24 protein-coding genes are annotated in these 26,362 nt (G+C 64.8%); 14 read left to right on the forward strand and 10 right to left on the reverse strand.

The window, feature by feature from the left end; genetic code table 11:
• Positions 1–93: 93 nt before the first annotated feature.
• The 6 genes from A3AS_RS0130635 to A3AS_RS0130660 all read right to left on the reverse strand — a co-directional run bounded on the left by A3AS_RS0130635 (position 94) and on the right by A3AS_RS0130660 (position 7,751).
• Entirely contained in the window at positions 94–579 is a 486-nt protein-coding gene (locus tag A3AS_RS0130635) for a peroxiredoxin (protein ID WP_018321314.1), read from the reverse strand.
• Positions 580–687: 108 nt separating this feature from the next.
• A complete protein-coding gene (locus tag A3AS_RS0130640) occupies positions 688–1,242 on the reverse strand; it encodes a DUF924 family protein (RefSeq protein WP_018321315.1) in 555 nt (184 codons plus the stop codon).
• Positions 1,243–1,257: 15 nt separating this feature from the next.
• Positions 1,258–2,943: a long-chain fatty acid--CoA ligase gene (locus tag A3AS_RS0130645; protein ID WP_018321316.1), complete on the reverse strand. Its 1,686-nt coding sequence runs from the start codon at positions 2,941–2,943 to the stop codon at positions 1,258–1,260.
• 187 nt (positions 2,944–3,130) lie between these two features.
• Positions 3,131–4,630, reverse strand: coding sequence for a D-alanyl-D-alanine carboxypeptidase family protein (locus tag A3AS_RS0130650; RefSeq protein ID WP_018321317.1), 1,500 nt, complete (start codon positions 4,628–4,630; stop codon positions 3,131–3,133).
• A gap of 189 nt (positions 4,631–4,819) precedes the next feature.
• Positions 4,820–6,616, reverse strand: a complete 1,797-nt coding sequence (locus A3AS_RS0130655) for a glucan ABC transporter ATP-binding protein/ permease (RefSeq protein ID WP_018321318.1) — start codon at positions 6,614–6,616, stop codon at positions 4,820–4,822.
• An 85-nt stretch (positions 6,617–6,701) separates the two neighbouring features.
• Entirely contained in the window at positions 6,702–7,751 is a 1,050-nt protein-coding gene (locus A3AS_RS0130660) for an ABC transporter substrate-binding protein (protein WP_018321319.1), read from the reverse strand.
• Positions 7,752–7,980: 229 nt separating this feature from the next.
• Between A3AS_RS0130660 and A3AS_RS0130665 the strand changes: the two genes are divergently transcribed.
• The 7 genes from A3AS_RS0130665 (at position 7,981) to A3AS_RS0130695 (ending at position 13,910) form a co-directional block, all read left to right on the forward strand.
• Positions 7,981–8,349: a hypothetical protein gene (locus tag A3AS_RS0130665; protein WP_018321320.1), complete on the forward strand. Its 369-nt coding sequence runs from the start codon at positions 7,981–7,983 to the stop codon at positions 8,347–8,349.
• Between the two features lie 117 nt (positions 8,350–8,466).
• The gene (gene hisE / locus A3AS_RS0130670; protein ID WP_018321321.1) at positions 8,467–8,871 is read left to right on the forward strand and encodes a phosphoribosyl-ATP diphosphatase; all 405 of its coding nucleotides are present in this window, start codon (positions 8,467–8,469) and stop codon (positions 8,869–8,871) included.
• Positions 8,872–9,016: 145 nt separating this feature from the next.
• The gene (locus A3AS_RS0130675) at positions 9,017–9,619 is read left to right on the forward strand and encodes a YqaA family protein (protein WP_018321322.1); all 603 of its coding nucleotides are present in this window, start codon (positions 9,017–9,019) and stop codon (positions 9,617–9,619) included.
• 100 nt (positions 9,620–9,719) lie between these two features.
• A complete protein-coding gene (locus A3AS_RS0130680; RefSeq protein ID WP_018321323.1) occupies positions 9,720–10,259 on the forward strand; it encodes a hypothetical protein in 540 nt (179 codons plus the stop codon).
• 29 nt (positions 10,260–10,288) lie between these two features.
• Positions 10,289–11,689 carry an aspartate ammonia-lyase gene (locus tag A3AS_RS0130685; RefSeq protein ID WP_018321324.1) on the forward strand — a complete coding sequence of 467 codons (1,401 nt, stop codon included), beginning with the start codon at positions 10,289–10,291 and terminating at the stop codon, positions 11,687–11,689.
• Between the two features lie 262 nt (positions 11,690–11,951).
• Positions 11,952–12,920 carry a nitronate monooxygenase family protein gene (locus A3AS_RS0130690; RefSeq protein ID WP_018321325.1) on the forward strand — a complete coding sequence of 323 codons (969 nt, stop codon included), beginning with the start codon at positions 11,952–11,954 and terminating at the stop codon, positions 12,918–12,920.
• A gap of 210 nt (positions 12,921–13,130) precedes the next feature.
• On the forward strand, positions 13,131–13,910 hold the full coding sequence (locus A3AS_RS0130695) for a thioesterase family protein (protein ID WP_018321326.1): 780 nt from the start codon (positions 13,131–13,133) through the stop codon (positions 13,908–13,910).
• Positions 13,911–14,241: 331 nt separating this feature from the next.
• On the opposite strand, the gene A3AS_RS0130705 is transcribed toward A3AS_RS0130695, so the two are convergent.
• Entirely contained in the window at positions 14,242–15,804 is a 1,563-nt protein-coding gene (locus A3AS_RS0130705; protein ID WP_018321328.1) for an AMP-binding protein, read from the reverse strand.
• Positions 15,805–15,927: 123 nt separating this feature from the next.
• Between A3AS_RS0130705 and A3AS_RS0130710 the strand changes: the two genes are divergently transcribed.
• The 4 genes from A3AS_RS0130710 (at position 15,928) to A3AS_RS0130725 (ending at position 18,930) form a co-directional block, all read left to right on the forward strand.
• Positions 15,928–16,893, forward strand: coding sequence for a nitronate monooxygenase family protein (locus A3AS_RS0130710; RefSeq protein WP_026202533.1), 966 nt, complete (start codon positions 15,928–15,930; stop codon positions 16,891–16,893).
• Between the two features lie 142 nt (positions 16,894–17,035).
• A complete protein-coding gene (locus A3AS_RS0130715) occupies positions 17,036–17,284 on the forward strand; it encodes a hypothetical protein (RefSeq protein ID WP_018321330.1) in 249 nt (82 codons plus the stop codon).
• A gap of 132 nt (positions 17,285–17,416) precedes the next feature.
• On the forward strand, positions 17,417–18,133 hold the full coding sequence (locus tag A3AS_RS0130720; protein ID WP_018321331.1) for a hypothetical protein: 717 nt from the start codon (positions 17,417–17,419) through the stop codon (positions 18,131–18,133).
• 86 nt (positions 18,134–18,219) lie between these two features.
• Positions 18,220–18,930, forward strand: a complete 711-nt coding sequence (locus A3AS_RS0130725) for a hypothetical protein (RefSeq protein ID WP_018321332.1) — start codon at positions 18,220–18,222, stop codon at positions 18,928–18,930.
• 49 nt (positions 18,931–18,979) lie between these two features.
• Here A3AS_RS0130725 and A3AS_RS0130730 read toward each other — a convergent pair whose 3' ends face one another.
• Positions 18,980–20,551: a winged helix-turn-helix domain-containing protein gene (locus A3AS_RS0130730; protein WP_018321333.1), complete on the reverse strand. Its 1,572-nt coding sequence runs from the start codon at positions 20,549–20,551 to the stop codon at positions 18,980–18,982.
• A 366-nt stretch (positions 20,552–20,917) separates the two neighbouring features.
• On the opposite strand from A3AS_RS0130730, the gene pcaB reads away from it, so the two are divergent.
• Both pcaB and A3AS_RS0130740 read left to right on the forward strand, forming a co-directional pair.
• On the forward strand, positions 20,918–22,279 hold the full coding sequence (gene pcaB / locus A3AS_RS0130735; RefSeq protein ID WP_018321334.1) for a 3-carboxy-cis,cis-muconate cycloisomerase: 1,362 nt from the start codon (positions 20,918–20,920) through the stop codon (positions 22,277–22,279).
• A 112-nt stretch (positions 22,280–22,391) separates the two neighbouring features.
• A complete protein-coding gene (locus A3AS_RS0130740) occupies positions 22,392–23,648 on the forward strand; it encodes an aminopeptidase (RefSeq protein ID WP_018321335.1) in 1,257 nt (418 codons plus the stop codon).
• A 175-nt stretch (positions 23,649–23,823) separates the two neighbouring features.
• Here A3AS_RS0130740 and A3AS_RS0130745 read toward each other — a convergent pair whose 3' ends face one another.
• Complete coding sequence (locus A3AS_RS0130745; RefSeq protein WP_026202534.1) at positions 23,824–24,378, reverse strand: hypothetical protein; 555 nt, start codon at positions 24,376–24,378, stop codon at positions 23,824–23,826.
• 237 nt (positions 24,379–24,615) lie between these two features.
• On the opposite strand from A3AS_RS0130745, the gene A3AS_RS0130750 reads away from it, so the two are divergent.
• Positions 24,616–25,071, forward strand: a complete 456-nt coding sequence (locus tag A3AS_RS0130750) for a cupin domain-containing protein (RefSeq protein ID WP_018321336.1) — start codon at positions 24,616–24,618, stop codon at positions 25,069–25,071.
• A 131-nt stretch (positions 25,072–25,202) separates the two neighbouring features.
• Here A3AS_RS0130750 and A3AS_RS0130755 read toward each other — a convergent pair whose 3' ends face one another.
• A complete protein-coding gene (locus tag A3AS_RS0130755) occupies positions 25,203–26,255 on the reverse strand; it encodes an amidohydrolase (RefSeq protein ID WP_018321337.1) in 1,053 nt (350 codons plus the stop codon).
• Positions 26,256–26,362 lie beyond the last annotated feature (107 nt).

Consider the following 26,362-nt stretch of genomic DNA (forward strand, 5'->3'; position numbering starts at 1 on the left):
TCAGCGCCGTGCCCACCACCTTTCTCTCATGGGAAGTCGGTGGGCACGCTTCGCTTTGCCCACCCTACGGCACTACGGCACTTTCGCCGCGGCTCAGAGCTGCCCCAGCAGCGTATCGCCGCCGGAGACCTCGACCTTGCCGGGCATCGCCTCGAGGTTGAGCTTCTTGACCACGCCGTCCTCGACCAGCATCGAATAGCGCTTGGAGCGGATGCCGAGGCCGTTGGCGGAGGCGTCCAGCTCCATGCCGATCGCCTTGGTGAAATCGGCGTTGCCGTCAGCGAGGAAGATGGCCTCGTCGCGCTGGTCGGTGTCGCGCTTCCAGGCGTTCATGACGAAGGCGTCGTTGACGGAGACGATGGCGATGCTGTCGACGCCCTTGTCCTTCAGGGCATAGGCGTTGAGGAAGATGCTCGGCAGATGCATCTTGTGGCAGGTGCCGGTATAAGCGCCGGGCACCGCGAACAGCGCCACCTTCTTGCCCTTGAAGATATCGTCGGTGGTCTTCACTTGCGGGCCTTCCGCCGTCATCACGCGGAATTTCGCCTCGGGCAGCTTGTCGCCAGTCTGGATCGCCATTGTCGGTCTCCCTGAATATCGATCCCGCTTATTAGACCGTGCGGCGGGCCTGCACAATATTGCCGGCGGGCGAAGCGCTGAGGGTGGCCCCCCTTCACCGTGATGTCATCAGCCGGCGAAGCCGCCCTTGTCGAGAAAGGCCTGCTCTTCCTCGGTGCTGTCGCGGCCGAGCAGGCGGTTGCGGTGGGGAAACCGGCCGAACCGCTGGATGATGTCGGCGTGCTCCCGGGCGTATTTCAGGTTTTCGGCATTCTCGGTGTTCTGAAACAGCGCGACGCAACGCAGCTGGTCGGGCAGGTGCTCGGAATGCATGAAGGGCAAATAAAGGAATTCGAGCAGGACCGGATCGATCCTGCCATCGACCCCGCGATCGATCGCCCGGCGGGCGACGTCGCGCGCCTGGGCATCGCTGGCAAAGGCCTGGGGCGTGCCGCGGAACATGTTGCGGGGGAATTGGTCGAGCACGATGACCAGCGCGAGTGCGCCGTCATCGCTTGCCTCCCATGACGCGAGCTCGCCGGCGACCGCCTTCTGCCACAAAGCAAGGAAGCGGCGCCTGACCTCGGCATCGAAGGCGTCGTTGCGCTTGTACCAGCGCTCGCGGCCGGCCTCGCGCCAGAAGGCGAGAATGCCTGATGGCGCGATATCGTCGACGACAGTCATGAACCGCAGACGCGCTTACGCCGCCTGAGCTTTCTTCTCGTCGCGCAGTTCGCGTCGCAGGATCTTGCCGACATTGGTCTTGGGCAGGTCGCTGCGGAATTCGATGTGCTTGGGCACCTTGTAGCCGGTGAGCTGCTCGTGACAGAATTTGATCACGGCCTCGGCAGTGAGGTTTTGATCCTTCTTCACCACGAAAGCCTTCACCGCTTCGCCCGACTTGGAATCGGGGATGCCGATCACGGCGCATTCGAGCACACCCGGATGGCTCGCGATCACTTCCTCGATCTCGTTGGGATAGACGTTGAAGCCTGAGACCAGGATCATGTCCTTCTTGCGGTCGACGATCTTGGTGTAGCCCTTCTCGTCCATGATGCCGATGTCGCCGGTACGGAAATAGCCGTCCGCGGTCATCACCTTCGCGGTCTCCTCGGGCCTGTTCCAGTAGCCCGACATCACCTGCGGACCCTTGGCACAGATCTCGCCGGCCTGGCCGAGCGGCACTTCGTTGCCGTCGTCGTCGCGGATCGAGATGTAGGTTGACGGCACGGGAATGCCGATCGTCCCCGTGAACTCGGTTGCCGTTGCCGGATTGCAGGTCAGCGTCGGCGAAGTCTCCGACAGGCCGTAACCCTCGGCGATGAAGCAGCCGGTGATCGCCTTCCATTGATCGGCCACGGGGCGCTGCACCGCCATGCCGCCGCCGTTGGAGATCTTCAGCTTGGAGAAGTCGAGCTTCTTGAAATCAGGGTGGTGCATCAGGCCGTTGTAGAGCGTGTTCACGGCCGGGAAGCTGTTGACCTGGTATTTTGCCAGCTCCTTGACGAAGCCGGCGATGTCGCGCGGGTTGGGGATCAGGAGATTGCAGCCGCCGGCGCGCACCGCGAGCAGGTAGCAGGCCGTCAGCGCGAAAATGTGATAGAGCGGCAGCGCGCAGACGATCATGAGCTGGTCGACATGCGGCGGCGCGGCGAGCGCCGGCTGCAGCCAGGCGTCGTTCTGCAGGACGTTGGCGACGATGTTGCGGTGGAGCAGGGTGGCGCCCTTGGAGACGCCGGTGGTGCCGCCGGTATATTGCAGGAACGCGACGTCGCCCGGCGAGAGTTTTGGCTTGTTGAAGGTCATGCCGCGGCCGGCCGACACCGCATCGTTGAAAGAGACCGAGCCCGGCAGCGACCATGCCGGTACCATCTTCTTGACGCGGCGGACGACGAGATTGACGATCACGCCCTTGAAGCCGAGCAGATCGCCCATGCTGCCGACGATGACGTGCTTGACCTGCGTCTTGGCGATCACCTGCTCGACGGTGTGGGCGAAATTCTCCAGCACGATGATGGCTTCGGCGCCGGAATCCTTGAGCTGGTGCTCGAGCTCACGCGGCGTGTAGAGCGGATTGACGTTGACCACCGCGAAGCCGGCGCGCAGCACCGCGGCGGTCGCGATCGGATATTGCAGCACGTTCGGCATCATGATGGCGACGCGGGCGCCGCGCTGCAGTCCGCGGCCCTGCAAATAGGCGCCGAGCGCGACCGACATCTGGTCGAGGTCGCGGTAGCTGATGGACTTGTCCATGCAGATGAACGCCTTGCGGTCGGCGAACTTGGTGAAGCTCTCCTCCAGCAGATCGACCAGCGATGCGTATTGGGTCGGCTCGATATCGGCGGGCACGCCGGGCGGATATTGCTTGAGCCAGATGCGCTCCATGGAAAACTCCCCTCATCTACCAGAGCCCGTTGTGTCTCGGGCTTGCCTCATTGCCGCCAGTATCGAGCCTGCCGGAACGGGTGGCAAGTCGTCGAGGCTTAAGACATAGGTCAGGAAGTGGCTACTGGAATCGTCGATACCGCGCTGCCGCAGGTGCGAAGCGCGGGGGGCCCGGTTCGGCGGTCCGTTAACTGTTGTTGGCCGGCTTGGCCGCGGGCTTGGTTGCGGCCTTGGGCTTGGCGGGCTTCGGTTCGCTGCTTGCCGCAGGCTTCTCGGCGGGTTTTGCCGCCGCATCGTGCTTGGCGGCGGCATGCTTGGGCGCGGCCGGCTTAGCCGCAGTCTTGGCGTCGTTCTTGGCGTCGCTCTTATCGTTTTTCTTGGCCTCAGCCGGCTTGGCAACAGGCTTCACGGCCGCCGTCTTGGTGTCCTTCGCGGCGTCCTTGCCCGCGTCCTTCGGCTTGTCGGCCGCGTCAGGCTTCTTGGCCACGCGCGACTTCTTGCCACGCGGCTTGGACGCCGTCTGCTGGTCGGCATCGGCCGCCACCGCCGCGATCAGGGCGGTGCCGGTGCGGGTCGGGCCGGTATAGACCAGCACGGGCTCAGTCGCCGCCGGAGCCGAGGCCATCAGCTCGGAGGCCTTCATCAGGGGCGGCTGGAGGCCGGCGGTGAAGAAGGTCACCTGGGCTTCGCCGCCGGTGGCCGAGGCCGATCCGGACGTCGCGCCATTGGCCGCAATCAGCGCATCGTCGTCGTCGCTGGCCGGCCGCTTGCGATGGCCGCCGCACATCTCGTCGCGCAGGTTCGGCGGCGAGGCGTCGACCGGCACGAGGTTATCGACCGTGCCGAGCGAGGGGCGCAGCCACGTCAGATTGTCCTGGCCGAAGCCGCGCTCCAGCAGCTGCGCCGCCTTCACCGCGCGCGCGGTGCCGGAATTGGCGCCGAGCACCACCGCGATCAGCCGGCGGCCATTGCGCGTGGCCGAGGCGACGAGATTGTAGCCGGAGGCGCAGATGAAGCCGGTCTTGAAACCGTCGGCGCCAGGATAGCGGCCGATCAGCTTGTTGAAATTGCCGGTGGTGCGCTTGCCGAAGCGGATCGCCGGGATATGCACGAAGTATTCGTATTCCGGCAGGTCGCGCAGGAACGAGCGGGCGAGGATGCCGAGGTCGCGCGCCGACGTGATCTGGCCGTCGGCGGGCAGGCCGTTCGGATTGACGTAGCTGGTCTGCGTCATGCCGAGCTTCTTCGCGGTGTCGTTCATCATCGCGGAGAAACCGTCGATCGAACCGCCGACGCCTTCGGCGAGCACCACGGCCATGTCGTTCGCCGACTTGACCATCATCATCTTCAGCGCGTTGTCGACGGTGAGCTGCGTTCCCGGACGGAACCCCATCTTCGAGGGCGACTGCGAGGCCGCCGTCGGCGAAACCGTGAGCAGCGTGTCGAGCGTCAGCCTGCCGTCCTTGACCGCCCTCAACGTCACATAGGCTGTCATGATCTTGGTGACGGAGGCCGGATACCAGGGAATGGTCGCGTTCTCGGCCTGCAACACCTTGCCACTGTCGGCCTCGATCAGCAGCAGCGCTTCGGCGCTCGCTGCGCGCGGCGCAAGCAGCGCGGCACATGCGAGGCTCGCAGCGAACAGGTTGAACAGGGATTTGCGAAGCAGCGGGCGTAGGGCGTGCACTATCCGATTCCGGTCCTTGGAGACCCGCCAGTTCCAGGCGGTGCTCGTGATCTGAGTGTCGGTTCTGAAATCCAGCGCCGCCGCTTGCGGCGCCGCAAACCTATACCGGCTGGTGCGTCGAGAACAGGGGCTTGAGCGGGGTATTCCGCAATGAAATAGGCCGAATTTCGACGATCCTGTGGGGACTTGCTACGGGGATTTGGCAGCAGTCGCAGCAGCCTCAGCGGCTGTCACACTGGCCCGTGTGGTCTCGTGGACCATGAACTGGGCCCTGGCGAGCTCGGCGAAATGGCCGCTCTTGGCCACCAGTTCATCGAAAGTTCCGCTTTCGATCACCCGTCCGTTCTCGAACACCAGGATCCGCGTGGCGTTGCGGATGGTGGAGAGGCGGTGGGCGATCACGAAGGTGGTGCGGCCCTTCATCACTTCGTCGAGAGCGGCATTCACCTTGGCCTCGGTGACGGCGTCGAGCGCGGAGGTCGCCTCGTCCAGGATCAGGATCGGCGGGTCCTTCAACAGCGCGCGGGCGATCGACAGCCGCTGCCGCTCGCCGCCGGACAGCATGCGGCCGCGCTCGCCGGCATTGGTCTCGAAGCCGCCACTGCGCTCGATGAAATCGAGCGCCTGCGCCCGCTCGGCCGCCTTGCGCATCTCGGCCTCGGTCGCGTCCGGCTTGCCGACGCGCAGATTCTCCTCGATCGAGCGGTTGAACAGCAGCGCCTCCTGGAACACGACGCCGATATTCCTGCGCAGCGAGGTCAGCGTGACGCCGCGCACGTCCATGCCGTCGATCTTGATGAAACCCGACTGCGGGTCGAAGGCGCGATGCAACAGCGCGATCGCGGTGGATTTGCCGGCGCCGGTGGGGCCGACCAGCGCGATGGTCTGGCCGGGCAGTGCGGTGAAGGTGAGGTCCTCGATCGCCGGCCGCTTGCCGTCATAGGAAAAGGTGACGTCGTTGAACTCGACGAGACCGGACAGCCTGCCGGCGTCGATCGCGTCGGGCCGGTCGTGCACCGCGGGCACGGCGTCGAGCACATTGAAGAACTCGCGCAGGCGGGGCGCTTCCATGAACACGTTGTTGATGAAGCTCACCACCTGCTCGAGCTTCTGGATCAGCAGCGTCGCAAAGCTCACGAACATCACGATCTCGCCGACGGAGGTGAGCCCCTGGTCGTGCAGCGCGATGCCGAGCGTGAAGATTGCGAGCACGGTGATGGTGGTGGAGGCGCGCGTGATGACGGTGACGAGCGCCCACCACGACAGCACCGGCATTTGCGCGGCGAGCAGCTCGTCGGCGACGGAGCGCAGTCCCTTCACCTCGGATTCGACGCGGACGAAGCTCTGCACCAGCGCGACATTGCCGAGCGCATCGGAGGCGCGCGCGGACAGCTCGCTATATTGCTCCTCGACCGCCATCTGCATGCCGAAGGTCTTGCGCACCACGAAGGTCGTCAGTGCCGTGAAGACGATGCAGAGCACGAACAGCAGGATCGCCAATCGCCAGTTCAGGTAGAGCGACAGCGGCAGCAGCACCACGACCGAGAGGATCGCGGCAAAGTGCTCGCGGAAGAAGCCGAGCCACAGCCGCCACAAGGCGTCGGTGCCGTTGAGCATCACCTTCATCAGCCGGCCCGAATGGGTTCCGGAGTGGAAGGTCAGCGGCAATTGCAGGATGTGCTCGAAATAATCGGTCAGCACCGCCTGGCGCTGGCGGTGCGAGAGCCGGTCGGCCTGCAAGGCCACGAGCGCGCTGCAGAGAATGGTGAACAGCCCGAACGCGACCCAGGCTACCAGGAACGGCCAGGCCGAGCTCGACCCGGCCACGGTCTTGCCCGACAGCACGTCGACGATCCGCCCGAACAGCACGGGCTCGGCGAACTGCGAGCCCGCCAGCAGGAGGTTGGCGACCGCAAGCAGCCAGCCCAGCCGCGCCTCCTTGCCGAGCAGCTCGAGAACGCGGGTATAGAGACGGAGGATGGGCATGCGGGCGACGAACTCAAGCGGATAACGGAGCCCGTATTTTAAGCAGGGATCGCGCGGGAGATATAGCGGAAGCTGTCAGTTTTTCTTAGTTGATCAGCCGCCCCGCCACCGGCGGCAGGAACCGGTCGTCGAAGATGTCGCCAGCCGTGGGCCGTTTGCGGAATTTGAAGTCCTGCGCGATCTGGTCGATCGAGCGCTCCAGGCGCGCCGGCTCGACGCCGCCGAGGCCGTTGCGCTTGACCTCATCGGTCAGGATGTTGTCGACGAGGACGGTGCGCAGGCGCTCCAGCTCCAGGTCGCGGTCGCCGTCGTCGATGCGGCCCGCGGCCTCGTCCGCCGCGCGTGCCGGCTCCTTGATGGTCGCATTGATGCCGGCGATCAAGGCGCGGACGAAGCCCTTCACGGCGTCCGGCTTCGCCGCGGCGAAGGCGGGATTGACCACCACAGCGAAGCCATAGGCCTCGCAGCCATAGTCGGCATAACGCAGCACGACGAGATCGGCGCCGGGCACGCCGCGGTCGCGCAGGTTCACCGCGGAGAGATAGTTGAAGCCTGCGACGGCATCGACCTGTCCCGCGGACAGGATCGGCTCGCGGACAGCAGCGCCAATCTTGTGGAATTTGACGCGCGATGCCTTGATGCCGTTCTGCTGCGCCAGCGCCGGCCACAGCCGCATCGACAGATCGCCGTCGGCAACGCCGACGGTCTTGCCGTCGAGATCGGGCAAGAGGTGGATGCCGCGGCTCCTGCGCGCGACGATCGCGTAGGGCGCGCGGTTGAACAGCACGAACGCCGCCTTGACCGGCGCCGAGTCCTCCTTGTCGCGAAGGCGGATCAGCTCGTTGATGTCGACCAGCGCAAGCTCGCTGTCGCCTTTGGCGACGCGTGCGAGCGCCTCCGGCGATCCGGCTGCACTGTTGAAGGACACGTTGAGACGTTCGGCGCTAAACCTGCCGTCCTTCGCCGCAAGGAAGAACGGCGCCATGCTCGCGTCCAACGGGCGGTCGAAGGTGAAGTGAATCGCAACGGACGGCGCAGCGGTCTCGGCCGCACTGACATCGCGTGCAACGAGCGTTGCAAGCGAGATCGAGAGAGCCAGCAGGCAACGGAGGGCGGTCGTCTTGAATCCTGACATCGATTGCGCCGGTTCCGCATTGTTATGGTTTCGTGACGCTTCGCGGCGCCCGGCTGCGGCCAGTCTCTCCGCGCCAACATGAACGGCAGATGAGCGGCGGTTGCGGCACGATTACGCAACCCCGTTCAGCTTGTGTTGGGGTTGGGGAACCCAACTTAGGCTGTGCGGGTTTGAAAGGCATGAGCCTGTCCGCAGGCGTCCATTCCAGGTCCCAAGGAGGGCCCAAGACATGTTCGAGCGATTCTCCAAGTTTGCGGGCCGAAAGGCCGTTCTGGCCACCGCCGCGGTGCTGGCGCTGACCGCGCTTGCCCCGACCGCGTCCTATGCAGGCGGCCGTCACTGGCATGGTGGTGGAGGCGGCGCGGCCGCAGCTGCGGCTTTCGCGGCCATCGGCACCGGTCTTGCCATCGCCGCGACCCGTGACTCCTACGCCTATGACTACGGTCCGGGCTATGGCTATTACGGCGGTCCCGCCTATTACAGCGGCCCTGCCTACGGGCCCTATTATGGTCCAGGCCCGAACTTCCAATATCAGCGCTATGGCGGCACCGCTCCGTCCGAGTTCTGCGGCCAGGGTTACTACCAGAACTGCTACTAGCTCTGGCAGCTGGAGTTCACCATGACAGGCCGTCGCGCTTGCTGCGCCGGCCTGTTTTTTGCTTTTATTGCCGCGCGTTAACACGCCCGCCATTTGTTTAGAGTAGTTTTGAGTACCATGAGTGATTCGCTTGAGCGGCTATATCTGGCTGTGCTCGCGGCCAGGGATCTTGATCCGGCAACATCGCGTACGGCCCGGCTGTTTCAGCGCGGGCCCTCGAAAATGGCAAAGAAGCTCGCCGAAGAGGCCATCGAGGTCGTGATCGACGCCGTCAATGGCGACGCCGACGCCGTGATCCGGGAAAGCGCCGATCTCCTGTACAATCTCACCGTGCTCTGGGCCTCTGCGGGCGTGCGTCCCGAGGACGTCTGGCGCGAGATGGCGCGGCGGGAAGACATGCTCGGCATCGCCGAGAAGCTGCCGAAATCGTCGATGAAGCTGCCTAAAGTCGCGTCACCGCGCGTGGCCGCCAGGCGGCCAATTGTCGCGCTCGAGGGGCGTGCCGCGCGCAAGCGCCACTAAAGCGCGATGGGATCGCGGTGAATGGTTCATCGCGCTTTAGCCTCTTGTTTGAGCATGATCTTTCCGGAAAACCGCCGCACACTTTTCCGGATCATGCTCGAAACGTCATAATTCGCCTCAATCTCGGCATGGACAAATCCGCCCCATGGTGCTTCATCGCGGCGCCATGCTGAAACGTATCTACGACTGGTGCATCGACGCCGCTCACAAGCCCTACGCGCTCTGGATCATGGGAGCGGTGTCTTTCGCCGAAAGCTCCTTCTTTCCGGTGCCGCCGGATGTGATGCTGATCCCGATGTCGCTGGCGCGCCCGCAGCGCGCCTGGCTCTACGCGGCCGTTTGCACCATCACCTCGGTGCTCGGCGGCATTCTGGGCTACGCCATCGGCGCGCTGCTGTTCGACTCGGTCGGTCATTGGCTGATCCAGGTCTACGGCCTCGGCGACAAGGTCGACGCCTTCCGTGCCTCCTATGCGGAGTGGGGCGCGGTGATCATCCTGCTCAAGGGTTTGACGCCGATCCCCTACAAGCTCGTCACGATCACCTCGGGCTTTGCCGGCTACAACATTCTGTTGTTCACGATCTGCTCGATCGTCGCGCGCGGCGGACGCTTCTTCGTCGTTGCGATCCTGCTCAACCGTTATGGCGACTGGATCCGGCACAAGCTTGAAGAGCGTCTTGGATTGTGGGTGGCGATCGGTGCTGCGCTGCTGGTGCTCGGCTTCGTGGTGGCGATCAAGCTGATCTAGAGCATGATCCGGAAAAGTGTGAAGCGGTTTTCCGAAAAGATCATGCTCACTTGGTAACCCGCGCTTTGCCGCCGGGCCGGGTTCGGCTACGGTTGCCGCCATGATGGTTCGATCCGGCAATCCGGCCTTGCGGCTCGGGACGCTGATATCAGCAGTGCTGCTGGTCCTGCTCGGTGCCGCCGGGACCGGATGGCCGCAATCCGCTCCGCCGGCGCTTGGCTTGCAGGAGCAGGGGCCGCAGGCCACGCCTCAGCCATCGACACCCGCTCCATCGGCGCCGCCGGCGGCAGCGGAAAATCCCGGGCTGATCAATGAAATGGGCAAGCTGTTCGACAAGCTGCCCTCGATCCTGCCGCCGATCAAAAGCCCGAGCGAGACCATGAACGATCTGTCGCGGCTGGCGAAGCCCTCGACCATGGTGTCGGGCCGGGTGGCCTGTCCGGCCTCGTCCAACGGCGCGCCCGATTGCAAGCAGGCCGCCGACCAGCTCTGCCAGAGCAAGGGTTACAAGGACGGCAAGAGCCTGAATGCCGACTCCGCGGAAAAATGCTCGGCCAAGGTCCTGATTCCCGGCAGGGCTCGCAAGCCGGACGACTGCCGCACCGATACTTTCGTGACCAGCGCGCTGTGCCAGAACTAAAGGACGTCGCGCAGCAACAAGGAGCGCCCATGAGCCGTACGGAGCAGGACTTCCTCGGACAGCGTGAGATCGCCGACGACATCTATTACGGCGTCCAGACCATCCGGGGTAAGGAAAACTTCCACATCACCGGCATTCCGATGAACCAGGAGCCTTACTTCGTGAAGGCGCTCGGTTACGTCAAGAAGGCAGCCGCCATGGCCAATCGCGATCTCGGCGCGATCGATGCCAAGGTCGCGGACGCGATCATCCTCGGCTGCGATCGCGTCATCGCCGGCGACATGATGGACCAGTTCGTCACCGACTTCATCCAGGGCGGCGCCGGCACCTCCACCAACATGAACGCCAACGAGGTGATCGCGAACCTCGCGCTGGAATCGCTCGGCTTCGGCAAGGGCGACTATCAGCACGTCAGCCCGAACGATCACGTCAATTACGGTCAGTCGACCAACGACACCTATCCGACCGCCTTTCGTCTCGCGCTGATCCTGCGGCTCGAGAGCTACATGACCGCGCTGCGTCAGCTCCAGGAAGCTTTCTTCGCCAAGGGTCGCGAGTTCGACCGTGTGCTGAAGATGGGCCGCACGCATCTGCAGGATGCCGTGCCGATGTCGCTCGGGGCCGAATTCCGGGGCTGGGGCACCACGATCGGCGAGGAGGTCGACCGCATCTCGGAAGCGCGTGCGCTGCTGCGCGAGATCAATCTCGGCGCCACCGCGATCGGCACCTCCGTCACCGCTGCGGTCGGCTATCCCAAGCTCGCGGTCCGGCACCTCAGCGCGCTGACCGGCGTCGACTTCATCCTCGCCGGCGATCTCGTCGAGGCGACCTCGGACACCGGCGCCTATGTGCAGCTTTCGGGCGTGTTGAAGCGCACCGCGAGCAAGCTGACCAAGATCTGCAACGACATCCGCCTGCTCGCCTCCGGGCCGCGTGCCGGCTTCAACGAGATCAACCTGCCGCAGCTGCAGCCGGGCTCCTCGATCATGCCGGGCAAGGTCAATCCTGTGATCCCCGAGGTCGTCAATCAGACCAGCTTCCTTGTCATCGGGCTCGACACCACGGTGACGCTCGCGGCATCCGCCGGCCAGCTCCAGCTCAACGTGATGGAGCCGGTGATCTCGTTTGCGCTGTTCTTCTCGATTCGCACCATGGAGCGCGCGGTCAACAGCCTGCGCGAGAATTGCGTGGTCGGCATCACCGCCAACGAGGAGCACACCCGCAACATGGTGCTCAACTCGCTCGGCATCGTCACGGTGCTGAAGCCGCTGCTCGGCTACAAGCAATGCGCCGAGATCGCGCGCGAGGGCTACAAGAGCGGCAAGTCGCTGCATCAGATCGTGGTGGTCGAGCGCAAGCTGCTGACGCAGGAGAAGTGGGACGAGATGTTCTCGTTCGAGCGGCTGATCAATCCGGATCTGATCGGGTAGGCGGCCGTCATCCGCAAACTCTCGCCTCGTCATTGCGAGGAGCTCTTGCGACGAAGCAATCCAGAGGACCTCCGCGGAGACAGCCTGGATTGCTTCGCTGCGCTTGCAATGACGGAGAAGATGGGAAGGAATTCCGCTGCTTGGAAATTGCTGCCCAGGCATCCGCCACGGCGACAAAACGCAATACTTGACAGTGGAAAGATTGCCTTGTTGGTATGGCGGTCAACCTTCCATTGACTTGCCAACAGAGGATCGTCCCGCAATGTCCATGCCTGCCTTGTTCAAAGGACGCCTGTCGATCCCCGTGATCGGCTCGCCGCTCTTCATCATCTCGGTGCCCGATCTGGTGATCGCGCAGTGCAAGGCGGGGGTGGTCGGCTCGTTTCCGTCGCTGAACGCGCGGCCGCCGGAGCTGCTCGACGAATGGCTGGCGCGGATCACCGAGGAGCTCGCGGCCTATGACCGCGCCCATCCCGACAAGCCGTCGGCGCCGTTTGCGGTCAACCAGATCGTGCACAAGTCGAACAACCGGCTCGATCACGACATGCAGCTCTGCGCCAAGTACAAGGTGCCGATGATCATCTCCTCGCTCGGCGCGCGCGAGGAGCTGAACCAGGCCGTGCACGGCTGGGGCGGCATTGTCTTCCACGACGTGATCAACCAGAAATTCGCCCACAAGGCGATCGAGAAGGGCGCCGATGGCCTGATCCTGGTCGCGGCCGGCGCCGGCGGCCATGCCGGCACCATTTCGCCGCTGGCTTTCGTCGCCGAGACACGAAAATGGTTCGATGGCCCGATCGCGCTGTCGGGGGCGATCGGCAACGGCAAGGCGATCCGCGCCGCGCGCATCTTGGGGGCCGACTTCGCCTATATCGGTTCGGCCTTCATCGCGACCAAGGAAGCCAACGCGGTGGAGAAGTACAAGGAGATGATCGCGGGATCGACCGCCGACGACATCGTCTATTCCAACCTCTTCACCGGCGTGCACGGCAATTATCTGAAACCCTCGATCCTCGCCGCCGGCATGGATCCGGAAAACCTGCCGACCTCCGATCCCTCCAAGATGAATTTCGGGACCGACGCTTCCGGCGAGCGCGCCAAGCCGAAGGCCTGGAAGGAAATCTGGGGCTCGGGCCAGGGCATCGGCAGCGTCGAGGCCATCCTGCCCGCCGCCGAATTGATCGCGCGCTTCAAGAAGGAATACGACGAGGCGATCGATCCGCCGTTGTAGGCGGCAGTTATCGTGGCGCGCGAATCCCTCATCCGTCGTCCCGGACAAGCGAAGCGCAGATCCGGGACCCATCACCACAGGGAGAAGTTTGGCGAAGACTCGTAGTAAGTCTCGCGTCAAAACTTCTTCCTGGGGTTATGGGTCCCTGCTTTCGCAGGGACGACACTTTTTGCTGAATTCCGATTGTCCAAGCCAACAGAGATTTGAGCGATGCCCCCCATCTACCGCGTCGACGGCAACAGCGTCGTCACCAGCCCGGATGCCGCCGGTCCCTGGGACCGGCGCATGCAGCACGGCTCGGCACCGGCGTCGCTGGTGACATGGGCGGCCGAGCGCATTCCGACGCCTGCTCCGATGGATATCGCGCGCGTCACCATCGATCTCATGCGCCCGGTGCCGGTGGCGCCGCTGACGATTGAGACTGAGGTCTTGCGTGAGGGCCGCAAGATTCAGCTCTGCGAAATCAAGCTGCTCGCCGACGGTGTGCAGGTCGTCGGCGCCACCGTGCTCAAGATCAGGCGCCAGGCGCTGTCGTTGCCCGACGACGTCAAGGCGCTGCCGGTGACGCTGCCCATGCCGGAGGACTCGCTGGCCGAGGATGGCCACGCCGCCACCAGCCCGTTCGTGCGTTCGGTCTCGATGCGCGCCGCGCGCGGCCGCTTCGGCCAGGCCGGCGCCGGCGCGATCTGGTTTCGCGTCGACCATCCGCTGATTGCCGGCGAAGCAATCTCACAGGCCATGCGTGCCGTGGTCGCCGCCGATTTCTCCAACGGCACCGCCTCGACGCTCGACTTCCGCGCCTGGACCTACATCAACGCCGATCTCACCGTGAACTTTTCGCGCCAGCCCATAGGTGATTGGATTCTGCTCGACGGCGACTCCTGGATCGGCCCCGACGGCGCGGGGCTCGCGATGTCGCGGCTGGCGGACCGGCAAGGCTATTTCGGCCGCGCGGTGCAGAGCCTGGTGATCGAGAAGCGGCAAGCGTGACGGCGGGGCCGCGATGGCTCCTTCCGAATGAACGGCAGGCTTCCGCCGCCGCGGAAGGGATGTTTGGTCGTGTCGACCAGAGCATCCTGCCAGTTCACATTCCGTAGAAGATCTTGATCTCCCACAGCACCACGATGATAGCCGTGATCAACGTGACCGCGGCGACTGCACTTTCCAGGGAAGCGACTCGCATGTCTTACTCCGCTTCCCAGCCCCATCAGCGGTCTAGGTGATTCCCTGATTCGCCGGCAATCGCGCGGGGCTCGCCGGCGTGCACTCCGTCGCGCGTTGTGGTGCCGGAGCCACAACGATACCGTAAAATCCCGGGGTTTTACCCCACCATCCGGTCCCGCCCGCTCCAAAACCCGGCGCGCAGCACCTTCTTGTCGACCTTGCCGACGCCGGTCATCGGCAGCTGCTTGACGAACTGAATCTGCTTGGGCGCATGCGCCGAGCCTTTTCGCGTTTTCACGAGGTTGATCAACTCGTCCGGATCGGGCCTTGCGCCCTCGCGCGGCACGACGATGGCGGTGACGGCCTCGCCCCATTTCTCGTCAGGGACGCCGACGACCGCGACCATGGCGACGTCGGCGTGCTGCGACAGCACATCCTCGACCTCGCGCGGAAAGATGTTGAAGCCGCCGGACACGATCATGTCCTTCTTGCGGTCGAGGATGAACATGTAGCCGCGTTCGTCCTTGCGCGCGATGTCGCCGGTGTGGACCCAGCCGTTCTTCAGCGTCTCGGCGGTGATGTCGGGCCGCTTCCAGTATTCCGCCATCACATGCGGGGCGCGCACGCAGATCTCGCCGGCCTCGCCGGTCTTCACCTCCTGGTCGTCGTCATCGAGGATCCTGACCTCGCAGGCCGCGATCGGGAAGCCGCAGGACAGGAATAGCTCGGGTGCGTTGAGATCGTGATCCGCCTTGCGCAGCACCGAGACCGGATAGCATTCGGTCTGCCCGTAAAGCTGCGAGAACACCGGTCCGATGCGCTCGATGCCCTCGACCAGCCGGCTCGGCGACATCGCCGACGCCCCGTAGAGCACGAGCTCAAGCGAGGACAGGTCGGTCTTATCAAGCGCAGGATGGTCGAGCAGCACGTAAATCATGGTCGGCACGAACAGCGTGAAGTTGATGCGCTCGCGCGCGATCGTGGTCAGCACGGCCTCGGGATCGAATCCCTTCAGCATGTGCACGGTGCCTCCACGCATCAGGGTCGGCAGCACTTTCGTGCCGGCGACATGGCTGATCGGGGCGACCGTAAGGTAGCGGGCGGCGTCGGGGATCTCGAAATCGGCGAGGATCGCGGCGGCTGCTCCGGCATTCTCGCGGTGATAGCGCAGCGCGCCCTTGGATTTGCCGGTGGTGCCGCCGGTGTAGTTCAGCGTGGAGAGATCGTCGAGGCCGGCGAGGCACTGCGCGCTGGCGTGTCCCGCGCTCTCGATGGCCGCCAGCAGATTGACACCGTAGCCGGCTGGTCCCGTCGTGAAGATCGCCTTCAGCCGGGTCGCCCTTGCGGAAAGCTCGCCGCCGCGGTCGCGGAAGGCGGCCGCATCGACCACCAGCATCTCGGCCTCGGAGTCCTCGAGCTGGAACAGCTGGTCCTCCAGCGATCCCAGCGGATGCAGCCAGGTGATGCAGAGCCGCGACAATTGCGCGGCGACGCCGGCGCACCAGGTGTCAGCGCGGTTCGCGGTGAGGAAAGCGACGCGCGCACCGGGTTGCAGGCCAAGCCGCATGAACACGCCCTGGATGCGTCCGATCAGGTCGATAGTGCCCTGAAAGCTCAGCGATCCCTCGGGCCATGCGAAAGCAGTGCGGCCGGGATAGCGCGACAGCGCCCGTAGCGTCTGCGCACAAGTCGGGGACGATGCGTGGAGCGGATCTGACATATGTTTCCTCGTTGCTTTGTCACCGGCTTCTGGCGTGCCAATGTTGCCGATGACGCTAGCACAGAGACTGCGGGAGGAAACGACAAAGCCCGCACGGGAGGCAAGCGTGACGAGGAGATTTGCGTGCCATCAGATCGACTGCAACGCTTCGGCGATCGTCTCGCTCTGCCGCTGATCGCAGCGCCGATGTTCCTGGTGTCGGGCGTCGAGCTCATGGTCGCGGCCTGCCGCAACGGCGTGATCGGCAGCTTCCCCACCGCGAATTGCCGCAGCACGGAGCAGCTCGATGAATGGCTCTCCGCGATCGCGATGCGGCTGCGGCAGCACGAAGACCAAACCGGCCGCAAGGTCGCGCCGCTCTGCCCGAACCTGATCGTGCACCGCTCCAATGCAAGGCTGGCGCAGGATCTCGCCGTGCTGCTGCGGCACAGGCCGGAGATCGTCATCACCTCGGTCGGCTCGCCAGCGCCCGTGCTGAAGCCGCTGCATGACGCCGGTGCGCTGGTGCTGGCGGACGTCGCCTCCATCCGCCACGCCGAACGGGCGGCGGAGGCAGGTGCCGATGGGCTCGTGCTGCTCACGGCGGGCGCGGGCGGGCAGACCGGCTGGCTCAACCCGTTTGCCTTCGTCCGCGCGGTGCGCGCATTCTACGACGGCATCGTCGTGCTCGCCGGCGGCATCAGCGATGGCCATGCGCTGCACGCGACCGAAGTGCTCGGCTGCGATCTCGCCTATATGGGCACGAAATTCATCGCGACGCGCGAGAGCATGGCGGACGATCGCTACAAGCGGATGCTGATCGAGAGCTGCGCCGACGACATTTTGCTCACCACTGCGTTCACGGGTCTGCAGACCAGCATGCTGAGGCCGTCGATCGTGGCCGCCGGCCTCGATCCCGACGATCTCCCGGCACGCGGGGCGATCGACATCGCTGAGGATATCGACGTTGCCGCGCGCGAGAGCCGGCCAAAGCGCTGGCGCGACATCTGGAGCGGCGGGCACTCGACCTCGGGGGTGACGGACGTGCCGGCGGTCGATGAGCTGGTTGCGCGGACGCTCGCCGAATATCGTGCGGCGGGCGGGCCGTAGGCGCAGCCCGTCGAGCCCGGCCACGACGGTGTGGGTCACGGTTAATCCCGGGCTCCTCCGCCCCCCTTATTTAACGGCAGATTAACCATCGCCGGCCAAGAATCCCCTCACGGCCGCCAATCAGGGCCGAGAGGGACAGGCGATGGACTTCGATTTTCTCAACAGCAAGACAGCGGCTTCGCTGGACGAAATCCGCGTCCGCGTCGCTCATGCCCTGGCGCGACACCCGCTGTGCCGCAACGTCCGTTTCGACATCGTCGGCGTCCCCCGCACCCGTCGGGGCGGCAACTGGACGGTGACGCTGCAATCGGTCGAGCCGCGCGCGGTATGGGAGGCCTCGGAGATCGTCGCCGATATCCAGGACGCCTACGACCTTTCGGCAGCTGCCTGATTTCCTTGAATTTTCCGGGCGATGTCGCCGCAGTCCGCGCGATTGCCGCCGCGATGGCACGGTTAAGCCTTAATTATCGCCCAGTTGTCGGGCAGTGATCACGTGGACTTGAAGTTGGGCGCGGAGAGACGTTTGTCCAAAGCCATCACCATCGTTGTGCTGACCTGTTTCCTCGTCCTGGGCGCCGCCACCACCGCCATTCTTGGTCGGGACAGCGTGCCCAGCGTCAGCGAAGAGATGATTGCGCAGACGCCCCCGGCCAAGCCGCTCGCCACCAACCGCGCCGCAAAGGCCGACCGTCTGGTTCCGACCCTGGCCCTGGCTTCGGCCGCGATCGAGCCGGTCCAGGTGCCGGCCGACAGGCTTTCGCGGGCACCCGTGCTGGCCGAGCCGCTGCGCCAGGCCTTTGCCGCCGCCACGCCATCCGATTTCCCGATGCCCAAGGCGTCGAGCCTGTCCGAAGCGCCCGCGGCGGCTGAAGTTCCTGCCGTCGAAGTTCCGGCCAAGCCGAAGGTTGTCGCCAAGCCGCAGCCGCAGAAACATTACACCCTGCTGTCCGACGCACAGATTTCCGGCATCAGGGATCGCCTGAAGCTGTCCTCGTCGCAGGAATATTACTGGCCCTCGGTCGAGACTGCGTTGCGCAACGTTGTCCGCAAGATCTCGGCCAACAAGCTCTCCAATCCCAACGCGCCACCCAGCGCGCAGATCGATCCGAACTGCGACGAGGTCCAGCAACTGAAGTCGGCCGCAATGCCGCTGCTGTTCCAGCTGCGTGACGATCAGAAGGAAGAAGTGCGCAAGCTCGCCCGCCTCATCGGGCTCGAAAAAGTCGCGCAGCAGATCTGACGCGGCGTTCCTTCCCAGGAACCGCTCGCCATCAGGAACATCCGGTAATCCCACGGCGTTGCTCGCTCCAAACAGGGAGTGGGTTAATGCGCGCCACGACAGCTTATTTCGTCGGTGCCGGAACCATTGTCGCGGCCATTGCCATTGGTCTGGGCGGCGGCATCGTTGCCGGCAACATCATGAATCCGGTCGCGTCCAAACAGGGCCCGGACACCAGCAAGATGGCGCAGCGCGCGGAGTCCGCGGGCGCGCCGGCACAGACGAGCGCGCCGTCGGAACGCGTCAATTATCTCACCGGCTCGCAAGCCTTCGGCGCAATGATTGCCGCGCCGGCGCAAGCCGAAGCGAAGCCGGAAGCTGTAAAGCCCGACACGCAGACCACTCAGGCGAATGCCGGACCGCCGGCGCCGCCGCCTTCGCAAGCGGCCGCGGTTGAGCCGCCCAAGGAACAGTCCAAGGAACAGTCGAGGTCAGCAATCGCATCGCCTCCGCAAGCCGCAAAGCCGGCTGAGCAGCAGGCCTCGACCGAGCCGGCCTCTTCACCCGAGAACGCCTATGCCAAGGCGAGGGACTCCGACGCGAAGCGCGCTGCGTCCGAGCGGCGCCGGATGGAGCGCCGCGAGCGCTGGACCGAGCGCCGCCACTACGATTCCCGCGAGCAGCGCGGCTTGCGCGACCGCACTGATTGGGACGACGTCGCGCGCAACATCCGCGAAGATTCCGATGTGCGTGATTACGCCAGCCGGCCGCGCGGCGGGTTCCCGCAGATCAGGTTGTTCGGGCCCGACGACGACTAGCGCCGAGCCCGCGAGGCGGCTTGCGATGGGAGAATGTCCGCGCGCATCGTCACGTCATTCCGGCGCGCCGCAATCCTTCGAGATAATGCGCACGATCCTCATCCCGCAGCATCGGCAGCTCGCGCGTGATCCAGCCGAGCGAGACCTCGGGCTGGGCGCGGCGCAGGCCTTCCAGGGCGGACGCTGCGAGCGCCGGATTTCCTGACATTCCGGCCGCCGCCGTCAAGACACGGTGCGCGCCGACGAAATCGCCGCGCTGTCGCATCGATTCCCGCGCCATCTGCATGGCTCCGTCATAGTCGCGGCCGACGAACCGGGCATAGGCCGCAACCCCGCAATAGATCGCTGCGAGCGGATCGCGCGGGCTCAGCCGCAGTGCGCGACGTGCGGCGGCATCGCCCTCTTGCCATCGTCCGGCGTAGCACAGCGTCACACCGTAAAAGGCATGCGCCATCGCGAAGTTCGGGTTGAGCGTCAGCGCCAGCTCGAACTCCGCGAGCGCGTCGTCGAAGCGGCGGCGGAACAGGTAGGTGTAGGCAAGGCCGTGATGGGCCCAGGCATCCTCGCGATCGGCCTCCACCGCCGCGAGCGCCGCGCGTTCGGCGATCGGCACTGTCGCGGCCATGTCGGCCCAGCCCATATGCGCGCCGAAGATATGGCTGGTCGCGAGCAGGCCCAGCGCCTTGCCATAGGCGGGATCGATCGCGACGGCCTTTTCGAGCAGCCCCTGCGCAGCGGCATTGTCCTCGCGCGTGCTGCGCCAGTGATGCGACAGCGCGCGCATCACGAGGTCCCAGGCATCCAGGCTGCCCGGCGGCTTCTGCTCGGCGCGAAAACTTTCGGCGGCGTAGAGCTGCGGCTCGATCGCGGCGACGATCGCCTCGGTGATCTCGTCCTGCACCGCGAAGATGTCGGCGAGCTCGCGGTCGTAGCGCTCGGCCCAGAGATGGCTGCCGGTCGAGACGTCGTTGAGTTGAGCCGAGATGCGCACCCGTTCGCCGCTCCGCCGCACGCTGCCTTCGACCACGTAGCGAACCCCGAGCTCCTGCGCGACCTCGCGGATGTGCACGGCGCGGCCCTTGTAGACGAAGGAGGAGTTGCGCGCGATGACGAAGAACCAGCGCAGCTTCGACAGCGCGGTGATGATGTCCTCGCTGATGCCGTCGGAGAAATAATCCTGCTCGGCCGCGCCGCTCATATTGGTGAAGGGCAGCACGGCGATCGCGGGCCGCTCGGGAAGCGCGAGTGCGGCGCGCTGCACCCGTGCGGCGTAGCCAGGCTCCGGCGCGATCGCGCCACCCATCGTGCTACCTTTGGCCTCGACATCGCCGACGAAGCGAAAGCCCTTGCGGGCGATGGTGCGGATCAGGGCCTGGTTCGCGCCACTGTCGCCGACGGCCTTGCGCGCCGCGTTGATCCGGCTGGTCAAGGTGGATTCGGAGACGCTGCGCCCGTGCCAGATCTTGTCGATCAGCTCGTCCTTGCTGACCACCCGGTCGCGGTTCTGCATCAGGTGGACAACGAGATCGAAAACCTGTGGCTCCACGGCAATGGGAACCTGCTCGCGGCTCAGCTCGCGCCGGTCGGTATCGAGAAGGTGATCCCGGAACAGAAACTGCACGTCGAAACTCAGGCCTCATTACGAATTGGGACAGCAAACGACAAAATGAAAATTTGGGTCGAAAACTGTGAGTCTGCCGAAGGGGACGTTTGGTTCATCGCGATCGCGTGATGGCAGCCATGCCGTGCGATTGGGGGCAGATCGCTGGGGGTGACGTGTTGACCGGATATCTCCCTCCGCAATCGACCCGTCATCCTTCGAGGCCTCCGCTTCGCTCCGGCACCTGAGGGATGAGGGGCGATCGTGCGAGTGCGCCTTATGTCGTCGTGCGGGACGAATGTGCGACGAGCCGCGAATGTCCTTTGCCGGACCGTGTGCCCTGCGTAAGTTGTCGCCCACACAAACACCAACCACGAAGAAACGCCGATGCCTGCTTTTCCTGCCTCCACCACCGTGCTCGATTCCATGCTGTTCCGCGACGCCTTCGGTACGCCCGAGATGCGGGAGGTGTTCTCCGACGTCGCGCTGGTGGCGCGCTATGCCGAGGTCGAGGTGGCGCTAGCAAAGGCCGAGGCGAATTGCGGCGTGATCCCGCGGGAGGCGGCCGAGCAGATCGCGGCGCGGACGGACGTCGCCGCGCTCGATTTCGATCTGCTCAGGCAGGAGACCGACATCGTCGGCTATCCGATCCTCCCACTGGTGCATCAGATGGTGAAGCAGTGCGGCGAGGCCGGCCGCTACGTGCATTGGGGCGCGACCACGCAGGACATCATGGACACCGCCGTGGTGCTGCAGCTGCGCGCCGCGCTCGGGATCGTCGAGCGCGACATCGCCGAACTTCGCCGTATCCTCGCCGACCTCTCGAAGCGTTATCGGGACACGCCGATGGCGGGCCGCACCCATCTCCAGCAGGCGCTGCCGGTGACCTTCGGCTACAAGACCGCGATCTGGCTCGCCATGTTCGACCGCCACGCCGAGCGGCTGGCGCAATTGAAGCCGCGCGTGCTGGTCGGCCAGTTCGCCGGCGCCGCCGGCACGCTGGCCTCGCTCGGCGACAAGGGCTTTGAGGTCCAGGAGGCGCTGTGTGCGGAGCTGAAGCTCGGCGTTCCCGCCTCAACCTGGCACGTCGCGCGCGACGGCTTTGCGGAGGCCGTGAACTTCCTCGCGCTCGTCACCGGCTCGCTCGGCAAGATCGCGCTCGACATCATGATCATGGCCTCGACCGAGTTCGCCGAGGTCTATGAGCCTTTCGTCAAGGGACGCGGCGCCTCCTCGACCATGCCGCAGAAGCGCAACCCGATCTCGTCGGAGCTGATGCTGGCGGCGTCCAAGGCGGTGCGCCAGCACGCCGGCCTGATGCTCGACGCCATGGTACAGGATTTCGAGCGCGCCACGGGCCCCTGGCACGCCGAATGGATGGCGATTCCCGAAAGCTTCGTGCTGACCGCCGGCGCGCTGCACCAGGCGAAGTTTGCACTCGCAGGTCTCATCGTCGACGAGGCGAAGATGAACGACAATCTCGCGATCAGCCGCGGCCTGATCGTGGCCGAAGCGGTCATGATGGGGCTCGCGCCGCAGCTCGGCCGGCAAGAGGCCCATGACGTGGTCTATGACGCCTGCCGTCAGGCCAACGAGAAGGGCATGAGCCTGGCCGACGCGCTGTCCGTGGACTCCCGGATATCGAGCCGCATCGATCGCGCCACAATCGAGGCGCTCACCTCACCGAAAAATTACCTCGGGCTCGCGCCCGCCATGGTTGACCGGGTGCTGAAATCGGCAACGCGTTGAAAACCAAAATGCGTGAAACTGCGTATCTTCTCCATGTCGCAAGGTGCTCGCGCACTTGCGTCCCGCGATGCTAGACTTAGATTGAACGACAGACTTCGGCAGAGGGCCCCGCATGACTGATCACCGCAATTCCGCCACTTCCATCGATCCCGTGAAGCTCGACCGGCTGGCCGAGGTGGCGGTGAAGGTGGGCCTGGGCTTGCGGCCGGGACAGGATCTGCTTCTGACGGCGCCCGCGATCGCGCTGCCGCTGGTGCGGCGGATCGCCGTGCATGCCTACAAGGCCGGTGCCGGCATCGTGACACCGATCCTGTCGGACGAGGAGATGACGCTGGCGCGCTACCGCCACGGTCACGACAGCAGTTTCGATCGTGCCGCCGGCTGGCTCTACGAGGGCATGGCCAAGGCGTTCTCCGACAACACCGCGCGGCTCGCCATCGTCGGCGACAATCCGATGCTGCTGTCGGGCGAGGATCCTTCCAAGGTGGCGCGCGCCAGCAAGGCGAACTCGATGGCCTATCAGCCCGCCCTGGAAAAGATCGTCAATTTCGACACCAACTGGAACATCATCGCCTACCCAAGCCCGTCCTGGGCCAGGCAGGTATTCCCTGATGATCCCGATGACGTTGCGATCGGCAAGCTCGCGGATGCGATCTTCGCGGCCTCGCGCGTCGATCGCGAGGATGCGATGGGCAATTGGGCGAGCCACAATGCGGTGCTGCGCGAGCGTACCAACTGGCTCAACGGCCAGCGCTTCCGTGCGCTCCAGTACAACGGACCGGGGGTCGACCTCACCATTGGCCTTGCCGACGGCCATGAATGGGAGGGCGGCGCCTCGCTCTCCAAGAACGGCATCAGCTGCAACGCCAACATCCCGACCGAAGAGGTCTTCACCACGCCGCATTGCCGCCGCGTCTACGGCCATGTCGTGAGCTCGAAGCCGCTGTCCTATCAGGGCACGCTGATCGACAACATCGCGGTGCGCTTCGAGGACGGCAAGATCGTCGATGCAAAAGCCTCGCGCGGCGCGGAGGTGCTGAACAAGGTGCTCGACACCGACGAGGGCGCCCGCCGCCTCGGCGAAGTGGCGTTGGTGCCGCATTCCTCGCCGATCTCGCAGAGCGGGCTGTTGTTCTACAACACGCTGTTCGACGAGAACGCAGCGTCCCACATCGCGCTCGGCCAGTGCTATTCGAAATGCTTCGTCAACGGCGCGCAGCTCACCCCGCAGCAGATCGCCGCGCAAGGCGGCAACCAGAGCCTGATCCATATCGACTGGATGATCGGCTCGGCCGAGATCGATATCGACGGCATCTTGCCCGATGGCAGCAAGGTACCGGTATTCCGCAAGGGCGAGTGGGCGAAGTAGCGCGTCTTGCGGCCATCCTTCGAGACGCCCGCCGCTGGCGGGCTCCTCAGGATGAGGACGGAGTGCGCGGCCGTCGCTCCAGCGGGCACCGAAGTCGATCAGCCTCATCCTGAGGAGACCGCGAAGTGGTCGTCTCGAAGGACGCGGCGCGCGCTCAGGCCTCTGCCGAACCGCCTCACGCCGCCGTGTTGCGCAGCATCGGATTGTTGTCGATGCTGAAGCGGTTGAACAATGTCGTGAACGGGCTGCCGTCCGTGGCCCGCACGATGGCGTCGGAAGCGGCGATCGCCTCGTAGAGCGCGCCGACGGGATCGTCCGCCTCGCCCAGGGCGAGGTTCATGCGGATTTCCTCGCGAGCCTCGTTGATCTCGTCCTCGTCGTCGAGTGTCGCCTCCAGCGCCTCCGCCGCACGCCGCATCTCCGCGAGGTCGCCGCCGCCGGAAAACTTGAGGATGTCGAGCCAATAGGGGCGGGCGACGACGAGCTGGACGAACGCCTCGAACGTATCGGCGATAATTCCCGCGCGGCCTTCCGATGAGACGTAGAGCACGTTCTGCGACGGCAGCAGCACGAAGGCGCCGCCGGAGCCGTCACTGCCGACCTGCCGGGGGCTTTCGATGCCGTCGATGGTGAACCAGGGCTCCTCGTCGGGCGCGAAGGAGACATCGAGGCTGAACAGCCAGGCGACGGCCTCACGATTGGCTGTCAGAACCTCGGGCGTGAGGGGCATCGGCGTGGCTCCGTTTTATGCTTCCGCGCACTTTGTCGCACCCCAAAAAGGATCGGTTCATGTGCGCGAATTTGCAGGGAAATCGCGACGTTAACCGTTTCGCGCCTGCAACTTGCGGCTGATTTTCGAGGCCTGCGTAAGAAAGAATTAAAAACGGATGACTAGCGTTCCTGACATCTTTCGAAACAATGCGGGCCGAGACCCGGCCATACTTAATTATATCCCCTGGGGAAGAAGATGTCGCGCTCATTGATTGAAATCGGTAGTTGTAACGTGGATCTCGAGCTCCGGCCGATCGAGCCATCCTGGATCATCGAGGGCAATCCCGTGTCGCGCTCGCATATCCTGTCCACCAGCGCCGACGGCACCGCCTCGACCATTATCTGGCAGTGCACCGAGGGCCGCTTCAACTGGTACTACGATATCGACGAGACGATCATGATCATGGAAGGATCGATCGTGCTCGAAAGCGACGGCATGCCGCCCAAGCGCTACGGCCCCGGCGACGTGATCTTCTTCCGCGACGGCGCGCATGCCAAATGGCATGTCGAAGGCCACGTCAAGAAGATCGCCTTCTGCCGCAAGACCAATCCCGTGATGATCGGTTTCCTGATCCGCGTCGTCAACAAGCTGAAGAAGATCTTTACCTCCACCGGCGAGCGCCGTCCGGCCTCGCTGATGGGCGCCGGCTAGAGCATGATCCGGAAAAGTGTGCAGCGGTTTTCCGAAAAGATCATGCTCAAACAATAGTCTCAATTCAAGAACGCTTCCCAGCGGCCACGACGGAAGAGGGGTCGGGATCAACATCCCGGCCCCTTTTCTCGTCATGACGGCAGCTCGAGCCGATAAACGTCGATGGCGGTCTGCGAGAACAGCGCGGTCTTCTCGGCCTCGCTCAGGGGTACGGCGATGCGTTTGAAGGCGTTGAAGATCACCTGATAGCTGCACTGGCCCTTGTCCGGCGGGAAGTTGCTCTCGAACATCGCGCGGTTGGGTCCGAACGCCTCGATGCAGGTTTCGACGTAAGGTCGCCAGGCCGCGGCAAGCTCCTCGGATGACGGCGGCCTGTCGCGCAAGTGGAAGTCGTAGCCGAGCAGGCACATAGCGAGGCCGCCGAGCTTCACCACCACGTTCTCACATGTCGCGATCTCGCGGATCGAGGCGCGCCATTGCTCAAACACCTCTTCGCGCCGCCCCGCAAAGCGGCCGACGCCGGCCGGGCCGCCGCAATGGTCGAGCACGATCCTGGTGTCGGGGAAGGCGCGCGCCAATTCGGTCAGCTCGCCGATCTGTGGATGGAACAGCCAGGCATCGAAGCTGAGGTTGAGTGGTGCCAGGCAGGCAAAGCCTTTGCGGAAAGCTGGATCCTGCAACAGGCCCTTCGGCCGGTTCGCATACATGCCGGCGACGACAGGATCCTCGTCCCAGGCCGAGGAATGCCGGATGCCGCGGAAGCGGCCATTGCCGGCGGCGATCTCGGCTTCCAGCACCGGCCTTGCGGCGTCGCCGAGCAGCAGATTGGCGTGGCTGACGATGCCGGCACAGATCGCCGCCTTGCCGTAAGCGCCGCTCGCGCTCATCGCGGCGACGCCGTTGGCGAATTCGACTTCGCCGACGGGCCGGAACGCCTCCGGCCCGTGCGCGCGATACATCGAGCGGCAATCGACATAGACCGTGGCAATGACGTTGTGGCCGGAGGCGATGTCGGCCGCCATCTCCTCGATCAGATAGCGGTGCCCGCGATTCCAGAGATGGTGATGGGGATCGACGATCGGCCGCAAGGGATCAATGATCTCCTCTTGATGCAGCGCGAGCCAGTCCTCGCGCGGCTCGACGAACAGCCCGCTCGTATTCGCGGGCACACTGCTTGCAGCCATCGCGTGTTCGCTCCCTCTGTATTTTTTGTGCCGGGAGCCTAGCATCTCACGCGCACGCACAGCAGCGCGTATTGCTCAGAGCACCACAGCTGCGGTGGAGCAGGTGC

It is taken from the genome of Bradyrhizobium sp. WSM2793 (assembly GCF_000379585.1).
Classification (GTDB): domain Bacteria; phylum Pseudomonadota; class Alphaproteobacteria; order Rhizobiales; family Xanthobacteraceae; genus Bradyrhizobium.

Excerpts from the sequence above, each read along its gene's own strand:
- A3AS_RS0130740 (WP_018321335.1), top strand. The coding sequence starts at position 22,392 with ATGACTGATCACCGCAATTCCGCCACTTCCATCGATCCCGTGAAGCTC.
- A3AS_RS0130755 (WP_018321337.1), bottom strand. The coding sequence starts at position 26,255 with ATGGCTGCAAGCAGTGTGCCCGCGAATACGAGCGGGCTGTTCGTCGAG.
- A3AS_RS0130655 (WP_018321318.1), bottom strand. The coding sequence starts at position 6,616 with ATGCCCATCCTCCGTCTCTATACCCGCGTTCTCGAGCTGCTCGGCAAG.
- A3AS_RS0130640 (WP_018321315.1), bottom strand. The coding sequence starts at position 1,242 with ATGACTGTCGTCGACGATATCGCGCCATCAGGCATTCTCGCCTTCTGG.
- pcaB (WP_018321334.1), top strand. The coding sequence starts at position 20,918 with ATGCCTGCTTTTCCTGCCTCCACCACCGTGCTCGATTCCATGCTGTTC.
- A3AS_RS0130705 (WP_018321328.1), bottom strand. The coding sequence starts at position 15,804 with ATGTCAGATCCGCTCCACGCATCGTCCCCGACTTGTGCGCAGACGCTA.
- A3AS_RS0130745 (WP_026202534.1), bottom strand. The coding sequence starts at position 24,378 with ATGCCCCTCACGCCCGAGGTTCTGACAGCCAATCGTGAGGCCGTCGCC.
- A3AS_RS0130645 (WP_018321316.1), bottom strand. The coding sequence starts at position 2,943 with ATGGAGCGCATCTGGCTCAAGCAATATCCGCCCGGCGTGCCCGCCGAT.
- A3AS_RS0130725 (WP_018321332.1), top strand. The coding sequence starts at position 18,220 with ATGCGCGCCACGACAGCTTATTTCGTCGGTGCCGGAACCATTGTCGCG.
- A3AS_RS0130635 (WP_018321314.1), bottom strand. The coding sequence starts at position 579 with ATGGCGATCCAGACTGGCGACAAGCTGCCCGAGGCGAAATTCCGCGTG.
- A3AS_RS0130660 (WP_018321319.1), bottom strand. The coding sequence starts at position 7,751 with ATGTCAGGATTCAAGACGACCGCCCTCCGTTGCCTGCTGGCTCTCTCG.
- A3AS_RS0130695 (WP_018321326.1), top strand. The coding sequence starts at position 13,131 with ATGCCCCCCATCTACCGCGTCGACGGCAACAGCGTCGTCACCAGCCCG.
- A3AS_RS0130685 (WP_018321324.1), top strand. The coding sequence starts at position 10,289 with ATGAGCCGTACGGAGCAGGACTTCCTCGGACAGCGTGAGATCGCCGAC.
- A3AS_RS0130675 (WP_018321322.1), top strand. The coding sequence starts at position 9,017 with ATGGTGCTTCATCGCGGCGCCATGCTGAAACGTATCTACGACTGGTGC.
- hisE (WP_018321321.1), top strand. The coding sequence starts at position 8,467 with ATGAGTGATTCGCTTGAGCGGCTATATCTGGCTGTGCTCGCGGCCAGG.
- A3AS_RS0130690 (WP_018321325.1), top strand. The coding sequence starts at position 11,952 with ATGTCCATGCCTGCCTTGTTCAAAGGACGCCTGTCGATCCCCGTGATC.
- A3AS_RS0130715 (WP_018321330.1), top strand. The coding sequence starts at position 17,036 with ATGGACTTCGATTTTCTCAACAGCAAGACAGCGGCTTCGCTGGACGAA.
- A3AS_RS0130680 (WP_018321323.1), top strand. The coding sequence starts at position 9,720 with ATGATGGTTCGATCCGGCAATCCGGCCTTGCGGCTCGGGACGCTGATA.
- A3AS_RS0130665 (WP_018321320.1), top strand. The coding sequence starts at position 7,981 with ATGTTCGAGCGATTCTCCAAGTTTGCGGGCCGAAAGGCCGTTCTGGCC.
- A3AS_RS0130750 (WP_018321336.1), top strand. The coding sequence starts at position 24,616 with ATGTCGCGCTCATTGATTGAAATCGGTAGTTGTAACGTGGATCTCGAG.